At 66.1% G+C, this 20,155-nt stretch carries 18 protein-coding genes; 1 reads left to right on the top strand and 17 read right to left on the bottom strand.

Features of this window, described 5'->3' with window-relative positions; all coding sequences use genetic code 11:
• Window positions 1–30 precede the first annotated feature (30 nt).
• From QX204_RS16180 to QX204_RS16120, 13 genes are all read right to left on the bottom strand, one after another.
• Window positions 31–1,488 carry an aldehyde dehydrogenase family protein gene (locus QX204_RS16180; RefSeq protein ID WP_301907704.1) on the bottom strand — a complete coding sequence of 486 codons (1,458 nt, stop codon included), beginning with the start codon at window positions 1,486–1,488 and terminating at the stop codon, window positions 31–33.
• 137 nt (window positions 1,489–1,625) lie between these two features.
• Window positions 1,626–2,633 carry a LacI family DNA-binding transcriptional regulator gene (locus QX204_RS16175; RefSeq protein WP_301907703.1) on the bottom strand — a complete coding sequence of 336 codons (1,008 nt, stop codon included), beginning with the start codon at window positions 2,631–2,633 and terminating at the stop codon, window positions 1,626–1,628.
• A gap of 18 nt (window positions 2,634–2,651) precedes the next feature.
• Window positions 2,652–3,914: an MlaD family protein gene (locus QX204_RS16170; RefSeq protein WP_301907702.1), complete on the bottom strand. Its 1,263-nt coding sequence runs from the start codon at window positions 3,912–3,914 to the stop codon at window positions 2,652–2,654.
• Entirely contained in the window at window positions 3,911–5,011 is a 1,101-nt protein-coding gene (locus QX204_RS16165; protein ID WP_301907701.1) for an MlaD family protein, read from the bottom strand. The genes QX204_RS16170 and QX204_RS16165 overlap by 4 nt, the downstream gene beginning before the upstream one ends.
• Window positions 5,008–6,111, bottom strand: coding sequence for an MCE family protein (locus QX204_RS16160; RefSeq protein WP_301907700.1), 1,104 nt, complete (start codon window positions 6,109–6,111; stop codon window positions 5,008–5,010). Before QX204_RS16160 ends, QX204_RS16165 begins: the two co-directional genes overlap by 4 nt.
• Window positions 6,108–7,178, bottom strand: coding sequence for an MCE family protein (locus tag QX204_RS16155; RefSeq protein ID WP_301907699.1), 1,071 nt, complete (start codon window positions 7,176–7,178; stop codon window positions 6,108–6,110). Before QX204_RS16155 ends, QX204_RS16160 begins: the two co-directional genes overlap by 4 nt.
• 4 nt (window positions 7,179–7,182) lie before the next feature.
• Window positions 7,183–8,220, bottom strand: a complete 1,038-nt coding sequence (locus QX204_RS16150) for an MCE family protein (protein ID WP_301907698.1) — start codon at window positions 8,218–8,220, stop codon at window positions 7,183–7,185.
• Window positions 8,217–9,464 carry an MlaD family protein gene (locus tag QX204_RS16145; RefSeq protein ID WP_301907697.1) on the bottom strand — a complete coding sequence of 416 codons (1,248 nt, stop codon included), beginning with the start codon at window positions 9,462–9,464 and terminating at the stop codon, window positions 8,217–8,219. The genes QX204_RS16150 and QX204_RS16145 overlap by 4 nt, the downstream gene beginning before the upstream one ends.
• Before the next feature lie 4 nt (window positions 9,465–9,468).
• Window positions 9,469–10,323, bottom strand: a complete 855-nt coding sequence (locus QX204_RS16140; protein ID WP_301907696.1) for an ABC transporter permease — start codon at window positions 10,321–10,323, stop codon at window positions 9,469–9,471.
• A complete protein-coding gene (locus tag QX204_RS16135; RefSeq protein WP_301907695.1) occupies window positions 10,323–11,162 on the bottom strand; it encodes an MlaE family ABC transporter permease in 840 nt (279 codons plus the stop codon). The genes QX204_RS16140 and QX204_RS16135 overlap by 1 nt, the downstream gene beginning before the upstream one ends.
• 33 nt (window positions 11,163–11,195) lie before the next feature.
• Complete coding sequence (locus QX204_RS16130; protein ID WP_301907694.1) at window positions 11,196–12,890, bottom strand: nitric oxide reductase activation protein NorD; 1,695 nt, start codon at window positions 12,888–12,890, stop codon at window positions 11,196–11,198.
• The gene (locus QX204_RS16125) at window positions 12,887–13,702 is read right to left on the bottom strand and encodes a CbbQ/NirQ/NorQ/GpvN family protein (protein WP_301907693.1); all 816 of its coding nucleotides are present in this window, start codon (window positions 13,700–13,702) and stop codon (window positions 12,887–12,889) included. Before QX204_RS16125 ends, QX204_RS16130 begins: the two co-directional genes overlap by 4 nt.
• Window position 13,703: 1 nt before the next feature.
• Entirely contained in the window at window positions 13,704–14,828 is a 1,125-nt protein-coding gene (locus QX204_RS16120) for a spirocyclase AveC family protein (RefSeq protein ID WP_165610379.1), read from the bottom strand.
• Between the two features lie 253 nt (window positions 14,829–15,081).
• Here QX204_RS16120 and QX204_RS16115 point away from each other — a divergent pair, with 253 nt between their 5' ends.
• Window positions 15,082–15,684, top strand: a complete 603-nt coding sequence (locus tag QX204_RS16115) for a TetR/AcrR family transcriptional regulator (protein WP_301907692.1) — start codon at window positions 15,082–15,084, stop codon at window positions 15,682–15,684.
• A 29-nt stretch (window positions 15,685–15,713) separates the two neighbouring features.
• Here QX204_RS16115 and QX204_RS16110 read toward each other — a convergent pair whose 3' ends face one another.
• From QX204_RS16110 to QX204_RS16095, 4 genes are read right to left on the bottom strand one after another with little or no spacing between them, the layout of a single operon-like run.
• Complete coding sequence (locus QX204_RS16110; protein ID WP_301907691.1) at window positions 15,714–17,231, bottom strand: aldehyde dehydrogenase; 1,518 nt, start codon at window positions 17,229–17,231, stop codon at window positions 15,714–15,716.
• 55 nt (window positions 17,232–17,286) lie between these two features.
• Window positions 17,287–18,531: a metal-dependent hydrolase family protein gene (locus QX204_RS16105; RefSeq protein ID WP_301907690.1), complete on the bottom strand. Its 1,245-nt coding sequence runs from the start codon at window positions 18,529–18,531 to the stop codon at window positions 17,287–17,289.
• Window positions 18,528–18,863 carry a hypothetical protein gene (locus QX204_RS16100; protein WP_301907689.1) on the bottom strand — a complete coding sequence of 112 codons (336 nt, stop codon included), beginning with the start codon at window positions 18,861–18,863 and terminating at the stop codon, window positions 18,528–18,530. Before QX204_RS16100 ends, QX204_RS16105 begins: the two co-directional genes overlap by 4 nt.
• Complete coding sequence (locus tag QX204_RS16095) at window positions 18,860–20,131, bottom strand: aromatic ring-hydroxylating oxygenase subunit alpha (protein WP_301907688.1); 1,272 nt, start codon at window positions 20,129–20,131, stop codon at window positions 18,860–18,862. The genes QX204_RS16100 and QX204_RS16095 overlap by 4 nt, the downstream gene beginning before the upstream one ends.
• Window positions 20,132–20,155: the final 24 nt, after the last annotated feature.

Here is a 20,155-nt window from a genome sequence, read left to right as displayed (position 1 = left end):
TCACAAGATGCGCATGGCAATATTCGGCAACTACATTTGCGCCCACACGGTCTTGGTCTGCAGGTAGGCCTCCAGGCCCGCCTTGCCGGACTCGTAGCCCCAGCCCGACTGCTTGTAGCCACCGAAGGGCATGGAGTGGTCGAAGACCATCTGGCAGTTCAGCGAGACGGTGCCGGCCTGCAGTTGTTTGGCCAGTCGGTGGCCACGGCCGAGGTCCTTGGTCCAGACGGTGGCGGCCAGGCCGTAGGTGCTGTCGTTGGCCATCGCGACGACCTCCTCTTCGGTGTCGAATGGCAGGACCGTGACGATCGGGCCGAAGATCTCCTCGCGGTAGAGGCGGCTGGTGGCGGGGTCGACACCGGTGGCCACGGTGGGGTGCACGAAGTACCCGGTTCGATCGAGACGCTGACCGCCGGCCACGAACTCGACGCCCTCGGATTTGCCCTGATCGACATAACCCAGTACCCGAGTGAGCTGTTTGGCGCTGATCAGCGGGCCTGCCATGGTGCCCTCTTCCTTGGGCCCACCCATCTTCATGTTGTCGGCCAGGTTCGCGATGCCCGCCACGACCTTGTCGTAGGAGCCGCGCTGCACGAAGACGCGCGAACCGCATACGCACGCCTGGCCCGAATGTACGAAGGCGCCGAATCCGGCCATCATGATCGCCATATCGAGATCGGCGTCGTCGAAGATCAGCACCGGTGATTTGCCGCCGAGTTCGAGGGTGATCTTGTTGAGGTTGCTCGCCGCCGAGGCTTGCACGATCGCCCGGCCGACTTCGGTGGAGCCGGTGAAGGCGACCTTGTCCACGTCCGGGTGCGCGGTGATCGCCGCGCCGGTGGTGTGTCCGTAGCCGTTGACCAGATTGACCACGCCCTCCGGTACGCCGGCCTGGGCCAGGAGCCGGTCGAGTACCAGCGCCGAAAGCGGAGTCTCCTCGGCGGGTTTCACCACGCTGCTGCACCCGGCCGCGAGGGAGGGAGCGACCTTGGCGCAGTAGTTGAAGACCGGCCCGTTCCACGGGAAGATCAGCCCCACGACATCGTAGGGCTCCTTGAGGGTGTAGCCGTGCTGTCGCGATTCCACGCCGGTGAGCCCGCCGGCGTTCACGTCGTGAGCGATGCCGTCGATCTTGGTGCACCAACCGGCGTAGTAGCGGAACCATTCCGAACCGATGCCAACGGTGAGCGCGGCCTGGTTCTGTGGGATTCCGGCGTTGGCCGATTCGAGGTCGGCCAGCAGTTCGGTGTTCTCGTCGATCAGATCCGCGACGCGCCAGAGGATCTTGGCCTTCTCGCTGCCCGCCAGGTTCTTCCAGATGCCGGATTTCGACGCCGCCTTCGCCCGTGCGACGGCTTCGTCGACGGCTTCGGCGCCGCCGTCGGAGAATTCGGTGAGCTGTTCCTCGGTGACGGGATCGACGACGGGGATCGCGTCTCCGGTGCCCGGTCGGTTGCGGATCTCGTCCAGCACATTCTGCACGGTCATGGTGTAGCTCCTCGCGTGTCAGCGGTGTTCTCGAGCGCAAACGGATTCGGTACGCGCAATCCACCGTCGTCGCTAGGTTAAGCGCATAACCTTCGGGGTGTCCAGACCCGAACGGCCTCTGGTGAGGAACCGGGAAGCTAGGTGGAAGCCCGCACGATCAGGTGGGCGACATCGGTCGGCTGGGGAGCGGGCGGTGCCGGATATCCCAGTTCGGTGAGGACAGCGGCGATCGCGGCGCCGGCGACCGCGGCGGGGTTGTACTCCACCGTGGTCAGCGGCGGATCACACAGCGCCCCCATGGGATTGGCGTCGATACCGATCACGGCGAGGTCGTGCGGGCAGCGCAAACCCGCCTCCCGGAGACCGTGCAACACCAGACCCGCGATCTCGTCGCTCTGCGCGCAGACCGCGCTCACCCCGTCGCGTACCCAGCCGGTGACCACCTCGGCCGCATTGCTCGCGGTGACCTCGTCCACCGTGATCGGCGGCAGGTCGTGGGCGCGCGCGGCGTCGACGATTCCCTGGAGCCAATAGTCGCCGAGGGCACGCCATTTGGCGACGTCGGTGCGTCCGAACGCGATCTTGTGGTGCCCACGCGAGACCAGGTGATCGACGCGCAACGCCCCGACGGTGAGCAAAGGGTCGCCGAGCGCGGGCAGTAGCCCGATCTCGATCAGGGGCACCTTCGCGGCCTGCACCTTGCCACGTGCGTCACTGCTCAACGGGAACAGGCTCACTACCGCGATCGGATCGAGATTGTCGATCGCGTCGATGACGCGCTCGTGGTCCTCGGTCTCGAAGATCTGCACCTGGAGCAGACCGTGCTGTGCCAGCGCGGTGGCCATCAGGCTGCCCGCCTGAATGGGCATGTCGCCCACCGCGACCCGCGGCAGCACGGACAGCACCACCCCGCTCCCACCACGCGCGAGGTTGCGCGCGGCGACATTGGGGCGATAGCCGAGTTGTCCGGCGGCACGGTAGACCGCTTCTCTGGTGCGTGCGGAGATCCGTTTGCCCGCGGAGTTGTTCAGGACGTAGCTGACGGTCGCGGTCGACACGTTCGCCAGCCGGGCGACGTCGGCGTGGGTGGGCCGCGCGCTTTTCCCGACGTTCGTCGCGTCACGATCGGGAGCGGGAGCGGCCATGGACTCATGATGGCACCGTCACCGTGGACCCGGCGTGTAGGGGCCGCCGTACGGAGTGGGAACGGTCTGCGGTCCCACCGGGGCCTGCTCGGCGGTCTGTAGGGGGTCGGTGGGCGGTGCGGCGCGAACGGGGTCGTTCGGTGGGCGCGGAGCGTTGCGCGCGCCGCGCGGCATGAGGGTGGGATCCGGGTCGGTGCAGTCCGCGTTGACGTAGGGCTGCGCGTAGTCGGGGACGGAGCCGGGCCGCCGTGGCACGTCGTAGTCGCAGGCGTAGCGGGGGTAGATGCTGGCCAGTGCCCAGACTCCGCCGTCGTGGAACGCCGAGGCCACCGCGTCGAGTGCTGATCCGGCGCGTTGGCGGGGAAAGAAGAACTCGTCGAGCGCGGGGATCCGGGAATAGGCGACCTGCGAGACAGTGACGAGGTTGCCCAGCAACTGCACCATCGTCGGAGAGTTCTGCGCGAGGATGGTGTCGAGCTCGGTCAGCATCGGCGGTGTCTGCGCGAGCAGCTGTTCGTAGCCACCGGTCATCGACGCCATGCCCCCGAGCACGCCCGCGAGATTCGCCGATGTCGACCGCAGTGCGGTGCGCCCGTCGTGCAGGGTCGCGACCACGACTCGGCTGTTGCGCAGCAGGTTCACGGTGTTCGGCAGCACGGTGTCGAGCGTGGAGATGAGGAACGTGCCACCGTCGATGATCGCCGCCAGTTTGTCGGGGCCCGCCGGACCGGCACCCAGTTCGCGTGAGATGGTCGCGAGCCGGTCGGGATCGATCTGAACGAGGGTGCCGCTGAGGCTTTGCAGCATGTCCGACATCGGTACCGGGGTGGAGGTGCGGTCGGCGGTGACCAGCGCGCCGTCGCTCAGATAAGGGCCCTCGTTGCTCGCGGGCAGGAAATCGAGATACTGCTCGCCGGCCGCGGACAGCGCCGCGGCGCGCACCTGCCCCGACACCGAGATCCGAACATCTTCATCGATGGCGGCGACGGCGACCACCTTCTCGTCCACCACCTGAACCGAGTCGACGCGCCCGACGCGCACACCACGCACGGTGACTTCCTGGCCGGGCAGCAGCCCGCCGGACTGAGCGAGTTCGACTCGCACGCGATACGGGTGATCGAGTGGATCGACGCCGAAGGTGGACAGGATCAGGTGCGAACAGGCGCCGGTGAGAACGACGAGTAGTCCCAGCAGCGAGACCGCGGACCGATGGCGATGCGCGGCGCGGACGACCTCGACGAGTACGCGGGCCGGTGGTTCGATCATGCTGCGCGGGGTCATCGTGGTGCTCCTGTCAGCCGACCGCCCAGCCGATCGATCATGTGCTGGAGCGAGCCGACGAAGGCGGTCCAGTCGGTGATATCCGGAGCTCTGCCGCCGAGTCCGCCCGGATTCGCGGGATCGGGAATCGCCAGCTGGGTGACGTCGACCGCGACGTGCCCGTTGGGGCCGCTGATCATCTTGAGCACGATCTTGATCATGTCGTTCACCGTGTCGAGGTCGGCCTCGGGATTGAGGGCCGCGGCGTTGAGTCCCGCGGCCAATCGGTTGATGTTGGCGGCCATGCTCGTGGTGTTGGTGCCGGCGACACTGGGGAACCGGGCCAGCTGGGTGGCGATCGTGTGCACCCGATCCACCAGCGTGATCACCGAGTCGGTGTTCTCGGCGAGGACTTCGATGGCTGGTCCGGCCGCGGCGACGGTGCCGGCGAGCGTGGTCTGCTGGGCGGCCACGGTCCCGCTGAGATCGGCTGCGGCGTGCAGCACGCCGTTGATCTGGTCGGTGCGGTCGGCGAGGCTGCCCAGCAGTGCTCGGGTCTCGTCGAGCAGCGCGGCGAGCCGGTCGCCGCGGCCCCCGACGTGTTCGCTGAGCGCGGCGACGACTGTGGTGAGGTATTGGATCGTGCCGCCGTTGACCAGAAGTGATGCGCGAGTGAGCATTTCCTCGATCGTCGAGGCCGCCGAGGTCGAGTCCAGCGCGATCGCGCCGCCGTCGTCGAGCATGGCGGTGCCGGGTTCGACGGTCGGCGGCGGCTTCATCGCCACGAAGACATCGCCCATCGGTGTGGCGGATCGCAATTGGGCCGACGTGCCGACGGGCAGCCGTACCGACGAGGCGATGCGTAGCGTCACCTCAGCCGTGTAGTTGCGGGCCGACATCGACTCGACCTGGCCGATGTCGGCGCCGTTGAGCGTGACCTTCGCCTTGACCGGCAGGTTGAGGGCGTTGGAGAAGGTCGCGGTGAGTGTGTAGGTGTCGCCACCGAGCCCCGGCGCGGGCAGCGGCAGTTGGTCGAGTCCCACGGCACATCCGGTGGCCGACAAGGTGAGCGCGGCGGCGACCCCGAGCCTGAGCACTGTTCGGTTGCGAGGTGTCATCGACCGCTCCTTCCCGCGATGCCCGCCAGGATGGCGGTGATACCGAAATCCGGTCCCATGTCGCGCATGGTGCCGGTGGCGCAGCCGTAGTTCTGCAGTTGCAGCAGATTGCAGACCTCCTTGACCATTTGGCCGTCGAGCAGCAGCCGATTGACGTCCACCCCGGCGCGCAGCGCGCGGACATTCGGATCGACGGAGTTGTAGGCGTTGTCGACGACCATCGGGAACACGTCGAGGAACTGGGCGAGGTTGTAGTCGTAGGCCGCCAGGGAACCGGTCACGGTGTTCGCGTTGGTTAGGAGACCGGAAATGGTGCGCTGGTGGCGCCGGAGCAGCTCGGTGACCTGGCCGATGATCCGGTTCAGCGCCGCGCCGGTCGAGCCGGTTCCCAGCTGTTGATCGGCCAGGAAATCGCTGAGTTGCGCTACGGCACCGCCGAATTCGCGCAGTGTCTGATCATTGCGCGCCGCGGCCGCGGTCAGCTCGTCGAGGTTGGTGACCACGGTGGTGATCGCATCGCGGGCGGCGGCCCCGTTGTCCTCACCCAGTTGCAGTGCACGGGAGAGCTCACCGAGCGCGGCCCGCATGTCGTCGCCGTTGCCTCGGGTCGCGGCGGACCCCAGGCCGATCAGGTCGGCGACCGGGCCCGCGCCGTTGCCGTCACCACCCAGTGAGGTGGACAACTTCTGCGCCATCGACAGCAGGGCATCGAACTCGACCGGCGACTTCGTCCGCGCCAGATCGAGCACCGCGCCCGAGGGCAAGGTGGGCCCGCCGCGGTAGACCGGAGTGAGTTCGATGTGGCGGTCGGTGAGCAACGAGTCCGAGATCGTCACCGCCTGCACATCGGCGGGCAGCTGGATCGAGCTGTCGATTCGCATCTCGACTTCGACCTCGGTGCCGTGGGCCTCGATCCGAACGATGCGCCCGACGCGCATTCCGAGCACCGAGACCGGGTTGCCCTCGTACAGGCCGTTGGCATTGGCGAATTCGGCGGTGATGGTGGTGGTTCCCGTGTCGGACCCGACCGAGCAGCTGGTCAGACAGGCGGCGGTGATAATGATCGCGGCCAGTTTCAGGCTGGACAGCAGGGTGTTCATCGGCAGTCCTGGAGATAGGGGGCTCGGCCGGCATCGACGGCGACGGCACTCAACGCGCACATCCACGAGTCGACGAAAGCGCCGTCGGGGGCGTTGGCGTTCAGTTCCGCGCCGGTGCCGGTGGCATTGGCGAACATGCGCCAGGGGACCGGAAGGATCTGCAAGATGCTGCGCAGCAGGTCGTCGTGGCCCGCCATCATCGCGGTCATGTCGCGCAGGTCGGTCAGCAGTTGCTCGATTTCGGCGTTCTCACCGACCACGATCGGTTCGAGTCGCTGGACCAAAGTGGTGGTCGCGTCGAGCAGTCGACGCAACGCGTCCTGGCGGGCGAGGATCTGGCGCAGCACGGTGCCGCCCTGCCCCACCACCGAGCCGAGTTCGGCTTGCTGGGTACGGATCACGGTGCTGACCTGGTCGGTACTGGTGAGCAGGGTGCCGATCTGGTCGCGTCGGGTCGCGATCACGTTCGACAGCGACCGGATATCGCGCAGGATGCCCGGGACCAGCGACGGCAGGCCGTCGAGCCCCTGCGACAGCGATGTCATCGACGCGGCGATCTGGTCGGCGTCGAGTTCGTCGAAAGTGGTGGTCGCGTCCTGCAGGGCGGTCTCGAGGTCGTAGGGGACGGTGGTCTGGGACAACGGAATCCGATTGTCGCGCAGTTCGCCGGTGCCGGACGAGCGCAACTCGACATAGCGCGAGCCGAGCAGCGTGGTCAGTTTGATCGCGGCCGCGGCATCGGCGCCGAGGGCGACCTCGTCGTCGACCGACAAGCTCACCTCGACATGGTCGCCGGCGAGCCGGGTGCTGGTCACCGTGCCGACGGGAATGCCTGCCCACGTCACCGGGTCACCGGCGGCGATCCCCGCGGCCTGCGCGAAATCGGCCCGCACAGTGCGTGTGCCGAGGTGTAACGAGTTGACCAGCACCAGCACGAGCAACACCAGCACGACGGAGAGCACGGCGATGAGGCCGGTCCGTAGCGACCTGTCGGTGGCGATCGCGCCGGAACCGGCGGCGCCTGGGCGTGGCAACAGAGAGGAGAGGGCGCGCAGTGGATTCTTCATGGTCCTACCTACAGATCGCGGAGTGCTGGGGTCGGCCGGTCGGGGAGGCGCCGCCGAGAATCTGCGCGATCACGGGATCGATGCCCGGGATGATGCTGAAACTGATGTCGCAGACATAGGCGTTGACGAAAGAACCGGCGTCGGTGGCCCGGATCATGGACTGGAACAGCTGCGGGAGATTGAAGCCGAGGAACGCGAAACGTTCCTTGCCGTCGACGAAATGACGCGCGAAGCCGGGCTCGCGATTCATGAACTCCGTCAGCGACGGGCCCGCGCCGTCGACGACAGCGGCGGCGTCGGAGACGACGGTGGAGATCTGCGCGGTCTGGTCCAGCAGTGTGTCGCGGCGGGTTTCGAGTGCGTCGAAGATCTTGCGGGTCTGGGTGAAAGTCGTCTGTAGCCCGGCGCTCTGCCCGGCCAACGTGGTCATCACCGCCGACAGGTTGTCGATCAGCGCGCCGAGGATCTGGTCGGGCCCGGCGAAGGACTGCACCAGGGTCGCGGTCTCGGTGATCAGCGCGGCGACGGCGCCGTCGTCGCCCTGGAGGGCTCGGATCAACGCGGAGGTCAGATTGTCGACGTCTGCGGGGTCGAGGGCGCTGAACAACGGCTGGAATCCGTTGAGCAACCCCGACAGATCGAAGGACGGCTCGGTGCGATCGAGCGGGATCCGCGCGCCGGGCGCCAGGGGCGCCGGATCGCCGGATTCGGCTCGGCTCAGCCCGAGGTAGCGCTGCCCGATCAGATTCTGATAGATGACCGAGGCGATGGTGTTGCCGTACACGGGCTGACCGCGCTGGATCCGGAAGTCGACCTCGGCGTGTGGGCCGTGGATGTCGATGGAGTCGACCCGGCCCACCTGTACTCCGGCGATCCGTACGTCGTCGCCGACACGCAATCCCGAGACATCGCTGAACACAGCGGAATAGGAGTGCGTGTCACCGGTGACATCACGTTGCAGAGTCACCCGGACCATCCAGATCAGCAGCGCGGAGACGAGCAGAAAAGCGGTCAGTCCGGCGAGGTCGCGTTTGTGTTTCACCGTGGTTCTCCGGCGGCTGATGGGGCCGGCACGCTCAGACCGAACAGCTCGGCGAGGCCGGCGGCTTCCTGTGGCAGACCGAGGCTTTCGGCCAGAATTTCGCGCTGGTCGAGCGTGTTCACCGGTTGGTCGGCGGCGCCGATGACCGGTGGGCCCGCGGCGGGTCCGTTCTCGCAACTCGCACCAGCGAGTTCTCCGTAGCGCGGACAGTCGGTCCGGGTGTATTGCTTGTGCGGAGTGAGTTCGACGATCACTTTGGCGGTGCCGGTCTGGGTATCGGGTTGCCAGAAGTCGTGCGCGAACACGTGCGCGATCCGGGTCTGCGAGGTCGTCATCTGGACGAAGTTGCCGCTGCCCGCGGCGAGAATCTGTAGCACGGGGCCCAGCCTGGAGTTGAGGTCGATGATGGTCTCGGTGCGGTTGTTCAGCGCGGTGCCGACCGTTTCGGTGGTCGCGATGCCGCCGGTGAGCAGTTCGGTCAAGCGGACTCGCTGCTCGGCGACGCTGCGCATCGGCCCGACCGCGCTGTGTAGCGCCGCGAGCAGATCGGGTGCCGATTCCTGGAGTCCGTGCACGGCCTCCGACAATCCGGTGAGCAGTGCGGGGGAGTCGCCGCCGCCCGACAATTCGCCCTGGTAGGCCCGCACGATGCGCGCGAGCTGGGCGGCCGCTGCCAGCGCGTCCGCGCCGCGGCCACGGGTCGCCCGTTCGACGGTCTCCAAGATCCCGACGGTGGGATCGGCGTCGGGGCGTCCCACGGCGTCGACGATGCGGCTCAACGCGGTGAGCGAGGTCTGCAACTGCACGCTGGCCTTGCTGTGGTCCTCCGGTATCGACGCGCCTGGTCTCAGCGCGGGGCCCGGTCCGTTGTCGATGAGCTGGACCGAGGGCACCGCGAACACGTTGCTCGGGACGACGCGCGCGGTCACCGTCGCCGGAATCGCGGCGGCGTGCTCGGGGGTCAGCTCGATGTGAACCTTGTTGGGGCGGGCGCCGTCCGAGGCAACCACGTCCTGCACTGTTCCGACCAGCACGCCGTGATATTTGACATCGGATCGTTTCGGCAGCCCGTCGCCCACGTCGACGAGCAACGCGGTGACCGCGACCGTCTCGGCGAACGCGCCTTCCGAGCGGGCGACCATCGCCGCGACGGTGGCGACGACGACGGTCAGCGCGGCCATCCCGCGCACGAACAACTTGGTGTTGCTCAGATGCCTGTCGTCGGATTCGAACACTATCGACATCGCACTACCCACTGATCCTGGAGCCGGCGTCGAATCCCCACAGCGCCAACGTCATCAACAGATTCACCGAGATCATCACGGTGATGCTCGCGCGCATCGCCCGACCGGCCGCGACACCGACGCCTTGCGGCCCGCCGCGCGCGTAGTAGCCGAAGTAGCACTGGATCGTGGTGGTGATGGTGACGAACACGATCGCCTTCAACAGCGAGAACACGACGTCGGTGCCGCTGAGCACCAGGTCGAAATAGTGGGCGTAGGTTCCGAACGATTGTCCGCCGACGAGCCCGACGAACAGCTCGACGGCGAGGTAGTCCGCGGCCAGTGCGGCCAGGTACAAGGGGATGATCGCCACGATCGAGGCGATCAACCGCGTCGAGACCAGGAAGGGGACCGGGCGGATCGCGATCGCGTCGAGGGCGTCGATCTCCTCGGCGATCCGCATCGCGCCGAGCTGGGCGGTGAACCGGCACCCCGCCTGCGCGGCGAAAGCGATCGACGCCATGATCGGAGCGAGTTCACGAGTCGCCGCGGTCGCGGCGATCATTCCGGTCGCGGGCTCCATGCCGAGCAGCTTCAACGCGTTGAAGCCCTCGATGCCGACGATCCCGCCCGCGGCGGCGCCCAGGATGATCATCACTCCCGCCGTTCCGCCACCGACGATGAGCGAGCCGTTGCCCCAGGTCACATCGGACAGGATGCGCAGGGATTCGCGGCTGTAGTGGCGCAGGGCAACGGGTATCGAGACCACCGCGCGCACGAAGAAGGTGAACATGTGCCCGAATCGGATGACACCGTGCCACGGTCCGGCCGTCGCGCGGAGCACGACCCGCACGCCGGGAGGGCGATACACGCTGGCCATTACAGGGTCGTCCTCGGGAACAGCATCGTGTAGATCTGGGTGAATCCGAGATTGACGACCATCAGCAACACAATCGATGCCACCACGGCGGCATTGACCGAATTCGCTACGCCGCCGGGCCCACCCCGGGTGTTGAGGCCCTTCTCGCACGCGATGACGACGACGATCACCCCGAACACCGCGGCCTTGACCATCGCCAGGTACAGATCACCGGAAGTGGCGAAGGAGGAGAAGGTCGCCATGTAGCTGCCCGGAGTTCCGTCCTGGACATAGACATTGAACAGGTAGCCGGCCAGAAATCCGACGAAACAGCTGACTGCGGTGAGCGCCATCGCGATGAGGATCCCGGCGGCCAGTCGCGGCACCACGAGCCTGCGCAACACCGAGACTCCCATCACTTCCATGGCGTCGATCTCCTCGCGGATCTTGCGCGAGCCCAGATCGGCGCACAGCGCCGAACCCACCGCCGCCGCCAGCAGAATCGCGGTGACCAACGGCGCCGACTGGCGGATCACGGCCAGGCCACTCGCGGCGCCTGCCAGTGCTGTCGCACCGACTTGCCCTGCCAGCAAACCGAATTGGATGGACAGGGTCGCACTGATCGGCACCGCCACGGCCACCGTCGGCAGCAGGGAGGTCTTCACCATGAACGCCGCCTGCGTGACGAATTCGTCGAAGGGAAAGCGCCGCGCCACGATGTCGGTGGCGAGATAGCGGAATGCGTCCCGGCCGAGTTCGACCTGTCTCCCGACGGTTTGCAGTGAGGCGATCGGGTGTCGCCGGGAGTATTGCTTCGACCAGTCCTTGATCTCGGTGACCGCGGATGCGCTGGGTTCCACAGCGAACCTCCTCTTTCCGGTGTAGACGTCTCGCTAGCGCGGGGTGGGCGCGGCGAGTTCGCGAAGAGAGGACAGGAACAGTTCGTCCATGTGCGGGCTCAGTTCGCTCAGGGTCGCGGCGTCGGCATGGCCCGCGGCGCCGAAGACGCGTGCGAGGGCGTCGGCGGGCGTGGTGGAGCCGATGGACAGGCACAGGCAGGCCACGCCCTCTGCGCGCAGCTCCTCGAGTGCCTTCGCGGCGTCCGCTTCGGCGTAGCGACCCTCGTAACCATCGTCGTAGGGACAGCCGTCCGACAGCACGACCAACAGCCGATTCTGCGTACCCGCTTGGTTTTTGAGAATCTCGCCCGCGCCGCGGATGCCCGCGCCGAGACGGGTGTAGTTCGAGGGCTGAAGCTGATTGAGTCTGGCTCGTCCGACGGCGCCGAACCGCTGATCGAAGGTCTTGATCGCGGGCAGGTACACCGCGTGGCGGCCCTCGGAACGGAAGGCGTACACCGCGACACGGTCGCCGAGCTCCTCGAGCGTGACGGCCATGGTCGCGGCAGCTCGCCGCTGATGTTCGTGCACGGACAGGCCCTCCAGATCGGCATCGGTGGCCGATCCGGACGCGTCAAGCAGGATCATCACGCCGAGATTGCGCTCGAGCTTGCGGTGTTCGAGGTACACGTTCTCCGGGCGCGAGTATCCCGAACGCAGATCGACGAACAGATCGATGAGCGCCTCGATATCGAGCTCGTCACCATCGGGGCGCCCGCGCAGCACCTTCGGGCCCAGGCCCACCCGAGCCAGCCGCCGTCGAAGCACATCGTCTTCGGGCACACGTGCGGCCGAGATATCCGTGGGGACCGTCAGCGGGAAATCGACGACTCGGCACCAGTCCGGTTTGTACCGGTCGTTGAAGACGTCCCATTCGGGATAGAGGGCCCCGCCGATGCCGGCGGCAGCGCCGGGCTTGTCGGCATCGGTGAACTTGATCCGGGTGGGCAGCGGCCGGGCATTCGGTCCGACCATCCGCGCCCGGCGCACCGCACTGACCGGTGCTTCGGCGCCGGCGGGCCCGTCACCGTCGGACCGTGAGTTGCCCATCGTCTTGCGGAAGAAATCCATCACCGACTTGCCGCTGAAGAGGGGATTCTCGAAGAGTTTGAGAATCTTGCTCTCCTCGGACTTCTCGACGTTGTCCTCGACCTCGTCGTCGGCCTCGGGTATCTCGCTGAGATCGAATTCCAGGCGCAGTTCTCGGTCGCTCGCCCGCCCGCCCGGGCCCGGATCCGACGCCACCAACTGGGAGGGTTTGATGGTGCCGAACCATTCCGGTGGCTCGTCGACTTCCCGCTTTCCCTTGGCCGCCGCGAGTGATTCCGCGGCGCTCGCCGTGCTCGGTTCTCCCGCGAGGCCGAGTCCGGCGGCGAGTGGAAGCCGCCCCGCCAGTTCGGCGAGCACGCGATGGCCTTCGAGGGCCAGGTAGCGCCGCGCTGTCGAGGGACGCCCCCGCAGTGACCTCACCAGTGCCGGATCCAGGCTCCCGGCACCGAGCAACGCGCTCTGCACGAGTACTTCGCGCCGCTGCTCGGTATCGGTACCGTCGCCCGAAACGAACACGATCTGCCCGTTCGTATACGGCGTCCCGCCCGCCGGCAGCTCTGCGATACCCACAGACCTGCCGGCGAGGTAGGTGGCGAGGAGCCGGTACCGCTCCGGCCCGCTCGGATCCTTGTCGATCATGGCCGCGGCAGCACAGCGTCGACGAGTTCGCCGAGGGCGGCAACGATATCCGCGTCATCGGACAGCGCCTGCACCACCGCCGATTGCACGGCGGTGCGCAGGTTCAGCCCGCCCGCGACGAGGCCACCGGCGAGGATCAGCATTCGCGTGGAGGACACCTCGCGCAGCGGCGAGTTGTCCAGGTTGCGGATGGCGCTGCCGACCGCGACCAGTGCCCGCGCGGTCTCCTCGTCGACCCCGGCTTCGTGGGCGATCACCTCGCGCTCGATCTCGGGGGGCGGGAAGCCGAGTTCGATAGCGACGAATCGCTGCCGCGTCGACTCCTTCAGATTCTTCAGAACGCTCTGGTAACCGGGGTTGTAGGAGATCACCAGCTGGAACCCGGGCGCAGCGGGCAATGTCACCCCGAGCCGATCGACCGGAAGTTCGCGGCGGTGATCGGCGAGCGGATGGATCACCACGGTGGTGTCCTGGCGCGCTTCCACGACCTCGTCCAGATAGAAGATGGCCCCCGACCGCACGGCGCGCGTCAACGGACCGTCCACCCAGACCGTTTCGCCGCCCTTGAGCAGGAAACGGCCCACCAGGTCCGCCGAGGTCATGTCCTCGTGGCCGGCTACGGTGATCAGCTCTCGGCCGAGCTCGGCGGCCATGGTTTCCACGAAGCGGGTCTTACCGCAGCCCGTCGGTCCTTTGAGGAGAAGCGGAAGACCGCCGACGGCCGCCGCGCGAAACACCTCTACTTCGTCACCGACCGCACGATAGAACGGTGACCGCGGCACGTCGAGCACAGCGCTGGATCGACTGGTCATGTCAGTTTCCTTTGTCGGTGTCGGCGAAGGGAATGATCTTCGGCAGCTCCGCACCGTCGGGCAGGACGAGTTTGCCGGTCGAATCTATGTAGCCGCTGTGCCGGAAGGGAACCGGCAGATCAGGATGGGGGCAGAGCCGGTCGGTTCCTTCGCCGCAGATACCCATGTTGAAGTACGAGCGCTTCTGGATATCCTCGGGCCACGGATCGGTGTGCAGGGCAAAGAACTGCGCGGGCAGGTTGTAGCCCACGAAGAAGAATGTGCTGACCGCAGCGAAGATCGCGAGGAAGCGCGTGAACTGTTGCCTGACGAATCCGCCATGGATCTGATCCAGGCCACGCTCGACGATGGTCCGGCCACGGTCGTCGGTGAAATAACGCAGCGAGCAGAGGCCGGCCTGAACTCCGCCCCACATGAGCCCTTCGTACAGCGGCCACTGATAATAGGTGCCGGCGTTGATCGACCAGGCCTGGAGTGCGCCGGGGTAGGTGAAAAGACCCATCGGCATCAGGAACAAACCTTCGATGACGAGATCGAAGAAGAATGTCCAAACGAGCAGCACGCCGATCAAACCCATAGTGCTGATATTCGGGAAACGCTGCTTGGTCTTTCGCATCACCCAGCAGCCGAGGATCGTGCACAGCAGGACGCCGTAGGAGTAGCCCGGTGCGTTCATCAGGATCGGTTCGGCCATCATGGCGCCTGGTTCGCCATAGGATTGCCAGCCCGGCACATCCTGCACCCACGAGCCTCGATTGAACATCCAGGTGTTGTACGTACTCCACGTATTGAAGTAGTTCAGCAGTGGGTCCTGGAAGAACATCAAGCCGCAGGCCACGAACAGCATGCCGTCGAGGGTTATTCGCCGCTCCCGTAGCCACGGCCGGATGATGAAGAAATACATGCCGATCGGCAGACCGAGAAGAATCACCGCGGTCCAGACGGTGAGAATCACCTTCATGAAAGTCGGCGGATCGCTCGGTCCTGTGGGCACACGTTCGAAATTGGGGCCGGTGATCCAGCGCAGCCACACATATATTTGCAGGGCGAGGATCAACCCGCCGAGGGTGGCCCAGATCTTGACCGCATTGCTGGTCGATTGAACTTTTGCGCCGAGGGTGGCCACGTTGCCGAGCGGCTCGGTGACGGTGGTGCCCTTTTTCGGCTCCGACGGTCCGCTCACAGCGCACCTCCTCGGTGAATGGTCGGGGTCCGACGCGCGTCGATACGCTCGAAATTCGGAATGGAATCGGCGATGGCCGTGGAAGTCGATGAGGGAGTCATCGGTCACTCTCCTGAAGTATCCGTACGTCCAGAAATATACCACTGAGAATCTCAGATACTAGGGGGTTTCTTAGATTCGTGGCATAATCGCTGGTATGGCTGAGCGTTGGACCAGAGAGCGGAGACTCGAGCACACCAGGGCGCTGCTCCTGGAGGCTGCCGAAGAAGTATTTGCCGAAAAGGGCTTCGCGGCGGCAACACTCGATGACATCGCGCATGCCGCCGGCTACACCAAGGGCGCGATCTACAAACACTTCGCCACCAAGGAAGAACTGTTTCTCGGGGTGAACGATCGATACATGCAGCGCTACTTCGATACCTTCACCGAGGTGCTGGCCGCGGCCTCGAGTGTGGGAACTGAGGAGTTGGACCGAGTCGGTGAGCTGTGGCGTCGGCTCGGCGCCGACCGCGGAACCGACCATGCCGCACTCGGTATGGAATTCACCCTGTATCTGCTGCGCAACCCCGAGGTTCGGGCGCGGGTGGCCCTCCGGCGGGAAGAGACCGTAGAAGCGCTGGGACAGTTCATCATCGAGAATCTCGACCGACTGGGCGCGACCTCGCTGATCCCGCCGATGACGATGGCGAGGGTGCTCATCCACACGACGCCCTCCGTCGTACTCGGCACCGAACTCGACAGCGTCGATCTCTACGGGCCGATTCTCGAGATGTACATGTCGGCTATCAAGCTGCCCTGACCGCGCATCCCTGCCTCCGCCCCGATCGTTCACGAGCTGCGGATTCCGCTCGGCGGGGCGGCAGCGCGGGCGGAATCGAGGTGCGGCACTGTGGCATTCGTCGACGAGCGAATCGAGAGCGACACCGTGTCGAGGTAGCCTTCGAGACCCTCGGTCCCGAACTCGCGGCCGATGCCGCTGTTCTTGACGCCGCCGAACGGCGCGACCGGATCCATGCTGTAGGGCTCGTTGATGCCGAGGGTGCCCGCGCGCACTCGGCGGGCGATCGCCGTGGCGCGCTCGATGTCGGATGACCACACCGAACCCGACAGCCCGTACTCGCTGTCGTTGGCGAGGTGGAGCGCGTGTTCGTCGTCGGTGTAGGCGATCACGCTCAGAACCGGCCCGAAGATCTCCTCCTGTGCGATCCGCATGGAGTTGTCCACGTCGGCGAACAGGGTGGGCCGGACATACCAGCCGTGCTCGACACTCTCGGGCAGGTCGGTGCCGCCGACGAGTAGACGGGCTCCTTCGCGCTGCCCCAGGTCGATGTACTCCAGAACCCGCTGCTGTTGGCGGCGCGAGACCATCGGACCGATCCGGGTCGCTGGATCGAACGGGTCTCCGACCGTAAGGTTTTCGATCACACTCGCCAGCGCGTCGACGAATTCGTCTCGGCGGTGCTGGGGGACAAGTACCCGGGTCTGGGCGACGCAGGCCTGTCCGCTGTTCATCAGCCCGGCCACCATCATGCCGGTGGCCACGGCGTCGGGATCGGCGTCGTCGAGAACCACCGCGGCGGATTTGCCGCCGAGTTCGAGGCTGACCCTGCGCAGTGCCGCACCGCAGACCTCGGCGACTTGCCTACCCGCCTCGGTGGATCCGGTGAACGAGACCTTGTCCACGCCGGGGTGCGAGACCAGGTACCGGCCGACTTCTCGCCCCGCGGGCAGGATGCTGACCACCCCGGGGGGCAACCCGACCTGATCCAGGAGCTCGGCCATGTGCTGCGCGTCCAGTGCTGTCTCCGGAGACGGCTTGAGCACCACCGTGCATCCGGCGAGCAGCGCCGGAATCAACTTCCCGACGAGCAGGAACATCGGCATGTTCCACGGAATGATGGCGGCCACGACCCCGACGGGTTCGCGGCCGACGACCACGTCACGGCCGAGGAACCCCGCTCTGGTCTCCTGCCAGCGGTAACCGGCGGCGATATCGGCGAAAGCGCTGATCATGATGCCGGGCAGCTTGGCGTGCGCCGAGCGCGAGAAGGTGATCGGCGCACCCATTTCGGTGGTGATCAGGTGTGCGAGTTCGTCTTCACGTGCTCGGTAGCATCGCGCCAACTCGCGAACGATCGCCACGCGCGCCTGTGGGTCCATGCGAGGCCATGGCCCCGTGTCGAATGCCTCGCGCGCGGACGCGACCGCACGATCGACATCCGCGGTCGTCGGGTCGGGGACCCGCGCGATGACCTGTTCGGTATGCGGTGAGATCACCTCGATCGACTCGCCGGCGGCGGGGTCGACCCATTGCCCACCGATATAGAGCTGATGACGTGGCGACATTGCTACCTCGAATCTGATACGCGCATTCGCCCTGCGGGCGAACGGGTTTCGCTGGTCACGGCTGCTTGTGGACGCGGCCGTCCTTCATCACGAACCGCACCTCGTCGAGAACGGTGATGTCGACGGTGGGGTCGCCGGGGACGGCGATGATGTCGGCCAGCAACCCGGGTGCCAGCCGCCCACGGTCGTCGACGCCGATCAGTTCGGCGCTGGTGACCGTGGCCGCGCGCAACGCCTGCGCCGGTGTCATGCCGCGGTCGACGAGTGCCCACAGTTCCTTGGCATTGCGGCCGTGCGGAACCGCGGGAGCATCGGTGCCACAGGCGATCTTGACCCCGGCGCGGATCGCCTTGCGTAGCGTCTCCCGCGCCCGCGGAAAGACCTCGGCGGCCTTCTTCTGCAGTGCGGGAGCGGCTTTGGAGACGTCGAGACCTTCCGACAGATAGCTCGTCGGTACCAGATACGTGCCCTGCTCCACCATCAGCGCGATGGTGTCGTCCTCGGCGAGGGAACCGTGTTCGATGCAATCGACTCCGGCCCGCAGGCAGGCGCGGATGCCCGCGTCACCGTGGGCATGCGCGGCGACGTGAACACCGGCGCGGTGCGCTTCGTCGACGATCGCGGCCAGCTCCTCGTCGGAATACTGCTGTGCTCCGGCGACAGTGCCGTGTGACATCACCCCGCCCGATGCCGAGATCTTGATGACCTCGGCACCGTATTTGATTTGGTAACGCACAGATTCGCGGACCTGCGGGACTCCGTTGGCGCGGCCTTCCTCCACCGAGATCGGCATGATGTGCGGGGCGAGACGCTGAAACATCGTGGGATCGAGGTGGCCGCCGGTCGGTGTGATGGCGTGTCCGGCCGAGACGATGCGCGGGCCTTCGACCCAGCCCTGTTCGATCGCGCGGTGCAGATCCACGTCGAGCAGATAGCCACCGGTCTTCACCATCAGGCCGAGATTGCGGACCGTGGTGAAACCGGCGTGCAGGGTGACGCGGGCATTCACAGTGGCGCGCAAAGTGCGATACACCGGGTCGTCTTGCACGCCGTGCATCGGGTTCGGCAACCCCGAGGGAGTGTCGGGCCCGCCGATGAGCAGATTGACTTCCATATCCATCAAACCGGGCAGCAGCGTGAGCTCACCCAGATCGATGACCTGCGCGTCCGCGGGTACCTCGACCGGATTGATCGCGGTGATCAGGTTGCCGTCCACGACGATCACCGCCGGCGTGTGCCGCTGCCCGGTCTCGACTTCGACCCACGCCGCGGCACGCAGCACGACGACCTGCCCGCTCATAGGCTCGGCTCGATGACACAGGTCAACGACGCGGCCCCGGTGTCGGGTATGCGTGGCTGTCGCCACACTTCCACAGGGAAGGACACCTGAATCATCGAATACAGCAGGTACATCAGGTTCTTCGCGTCCTCGGGCATATCGTCGATCGAGAACTTGTCGCAGTAGGTGAGCGCGTCTTCGGCCCGCGCGGCGATCACGTCGTAGAACCGCTGCATGTCGGCCATCGTGGAATTCAGGCGCTGGTCGTAGCGTTCGGTTTCGGAGGGCAGACTCCACACCGAGGCGAACTGCTCGAGATCGGCGAACTCGACCGGCAGCAGTGGTGTGCTCATCGCTGGGCCTCCGTGCGCTCGCGCTGATAGTCGCCGACCCAGTCCGCCGCGACCTTGTGCAGGTGCCGAAGCAGGATTTCCTGGTCGTTGAGCTGGAAGGTGGTGACCGCGCGGGATTCGAGCATGAGCTGGGTCGCCTCCAGCGTCGAAGAATCCTGCAGCCCGTATTCTTTGAACGTCACCGCGGCCATTTCGTGGGCGACGCGGTCGCGCGGGGTGCGCGCGGGCGTGAAGTACAGGTTGCCCTCGAAGATGTGCGTATTGTGCGAGGTCGGCCAGTACTGGTAGGTGAGATACCACCCGCCGGACCAGATGAGAATGGTGAAATTCGGCCAGAGCTGGAAGGAATCCAGCCCCCAGGGTTCGCAGCCCGCGGGGTTGAGCCCGGCCGGCATCGGACCGAGATCCGGGACATCCCACGGGCCGAACAAGCCACTGCGGGTGATGTCCTCCATCGGTTTACGCATCGCCGCGTCGAGTTCCCAGGTCACGACACCGGAGGTGCTGACCAGCCGATGCGGTCCGTCGAGCTGGTAGTGCGGCGCTTCGAATCCGGCCTGCTGCGCGGCGACGGAGAAATTGTCCGGCGTCTGCTTACCGTGCAGGATCGGTGCGTGGTAGAACTCCTGGAAAGCGTCCAGGTAGAGCTTCCAGTTGGCGCCGACCTCGGCCCGGTAGGAATACCGTTCGGTCAGCTGGTCGAACGGATACCCCTCCAGACCGGTCACCATCGGGCCGAGAAACTCGCGCAATGTCTGACGTGGTTGCGCGGCCAGATTGACGAAGATGAATCCCGACCAGACCTCACAGTGCACGCGTGCGAGTCCGAGGTTGTCCTTGTCCAGGTCGAAGAACTCGCCTTCCTGCTGCACGAAACTCAGCGAGCCGTCGAGGCCGTAGCGCCAGCCGTGGTATTTGCAGGTGAACTGGCGACAGGTACCGGAGGTCTCCTCGCGGGGAAACTCGTTCCACACCAGCTTGTTTCCCCGATGTCGGCAGATGTTGTGGAAGGCGTTGACGCTGCCGTCGCGATCGCGGACCAGGATGATCGAGGAATGCGCGGCGTGGATCTCCCTGGTGAAATAGCTGCCGGTGCGTGGCAGTTGTTCGATGCGACCGACATTGAGCCAGGCACGTTTGAAGATCGCGTCGCGCTCGAGTTCGAAGAACTCCGGGGAGATCGAGTCCTCGTAGGACATCGGTTCGGTCCCGAGTTCTGGGTAGTGCTGAGTCCAACTACCCTCTGCGGGTTTGGGCCAACGAGCCATGATGTACTCCTGAAAGGCTGTATC

Source organism: Nocardia sp. PE-7 (assembly GCF_030486425.1).
GTDB classification, from domain to species: domain Bacteria; phylum Actinomycetota; class Actinomycetes; order Mycobacteriales; family Mycobacteriaceae; genus Nocardia; species Nocardia salmonicida_A.
Note: the sequence above shows the minus strand (reverse complement) of the source record. Positions and strands in the feature narration are given on the sequence as shown.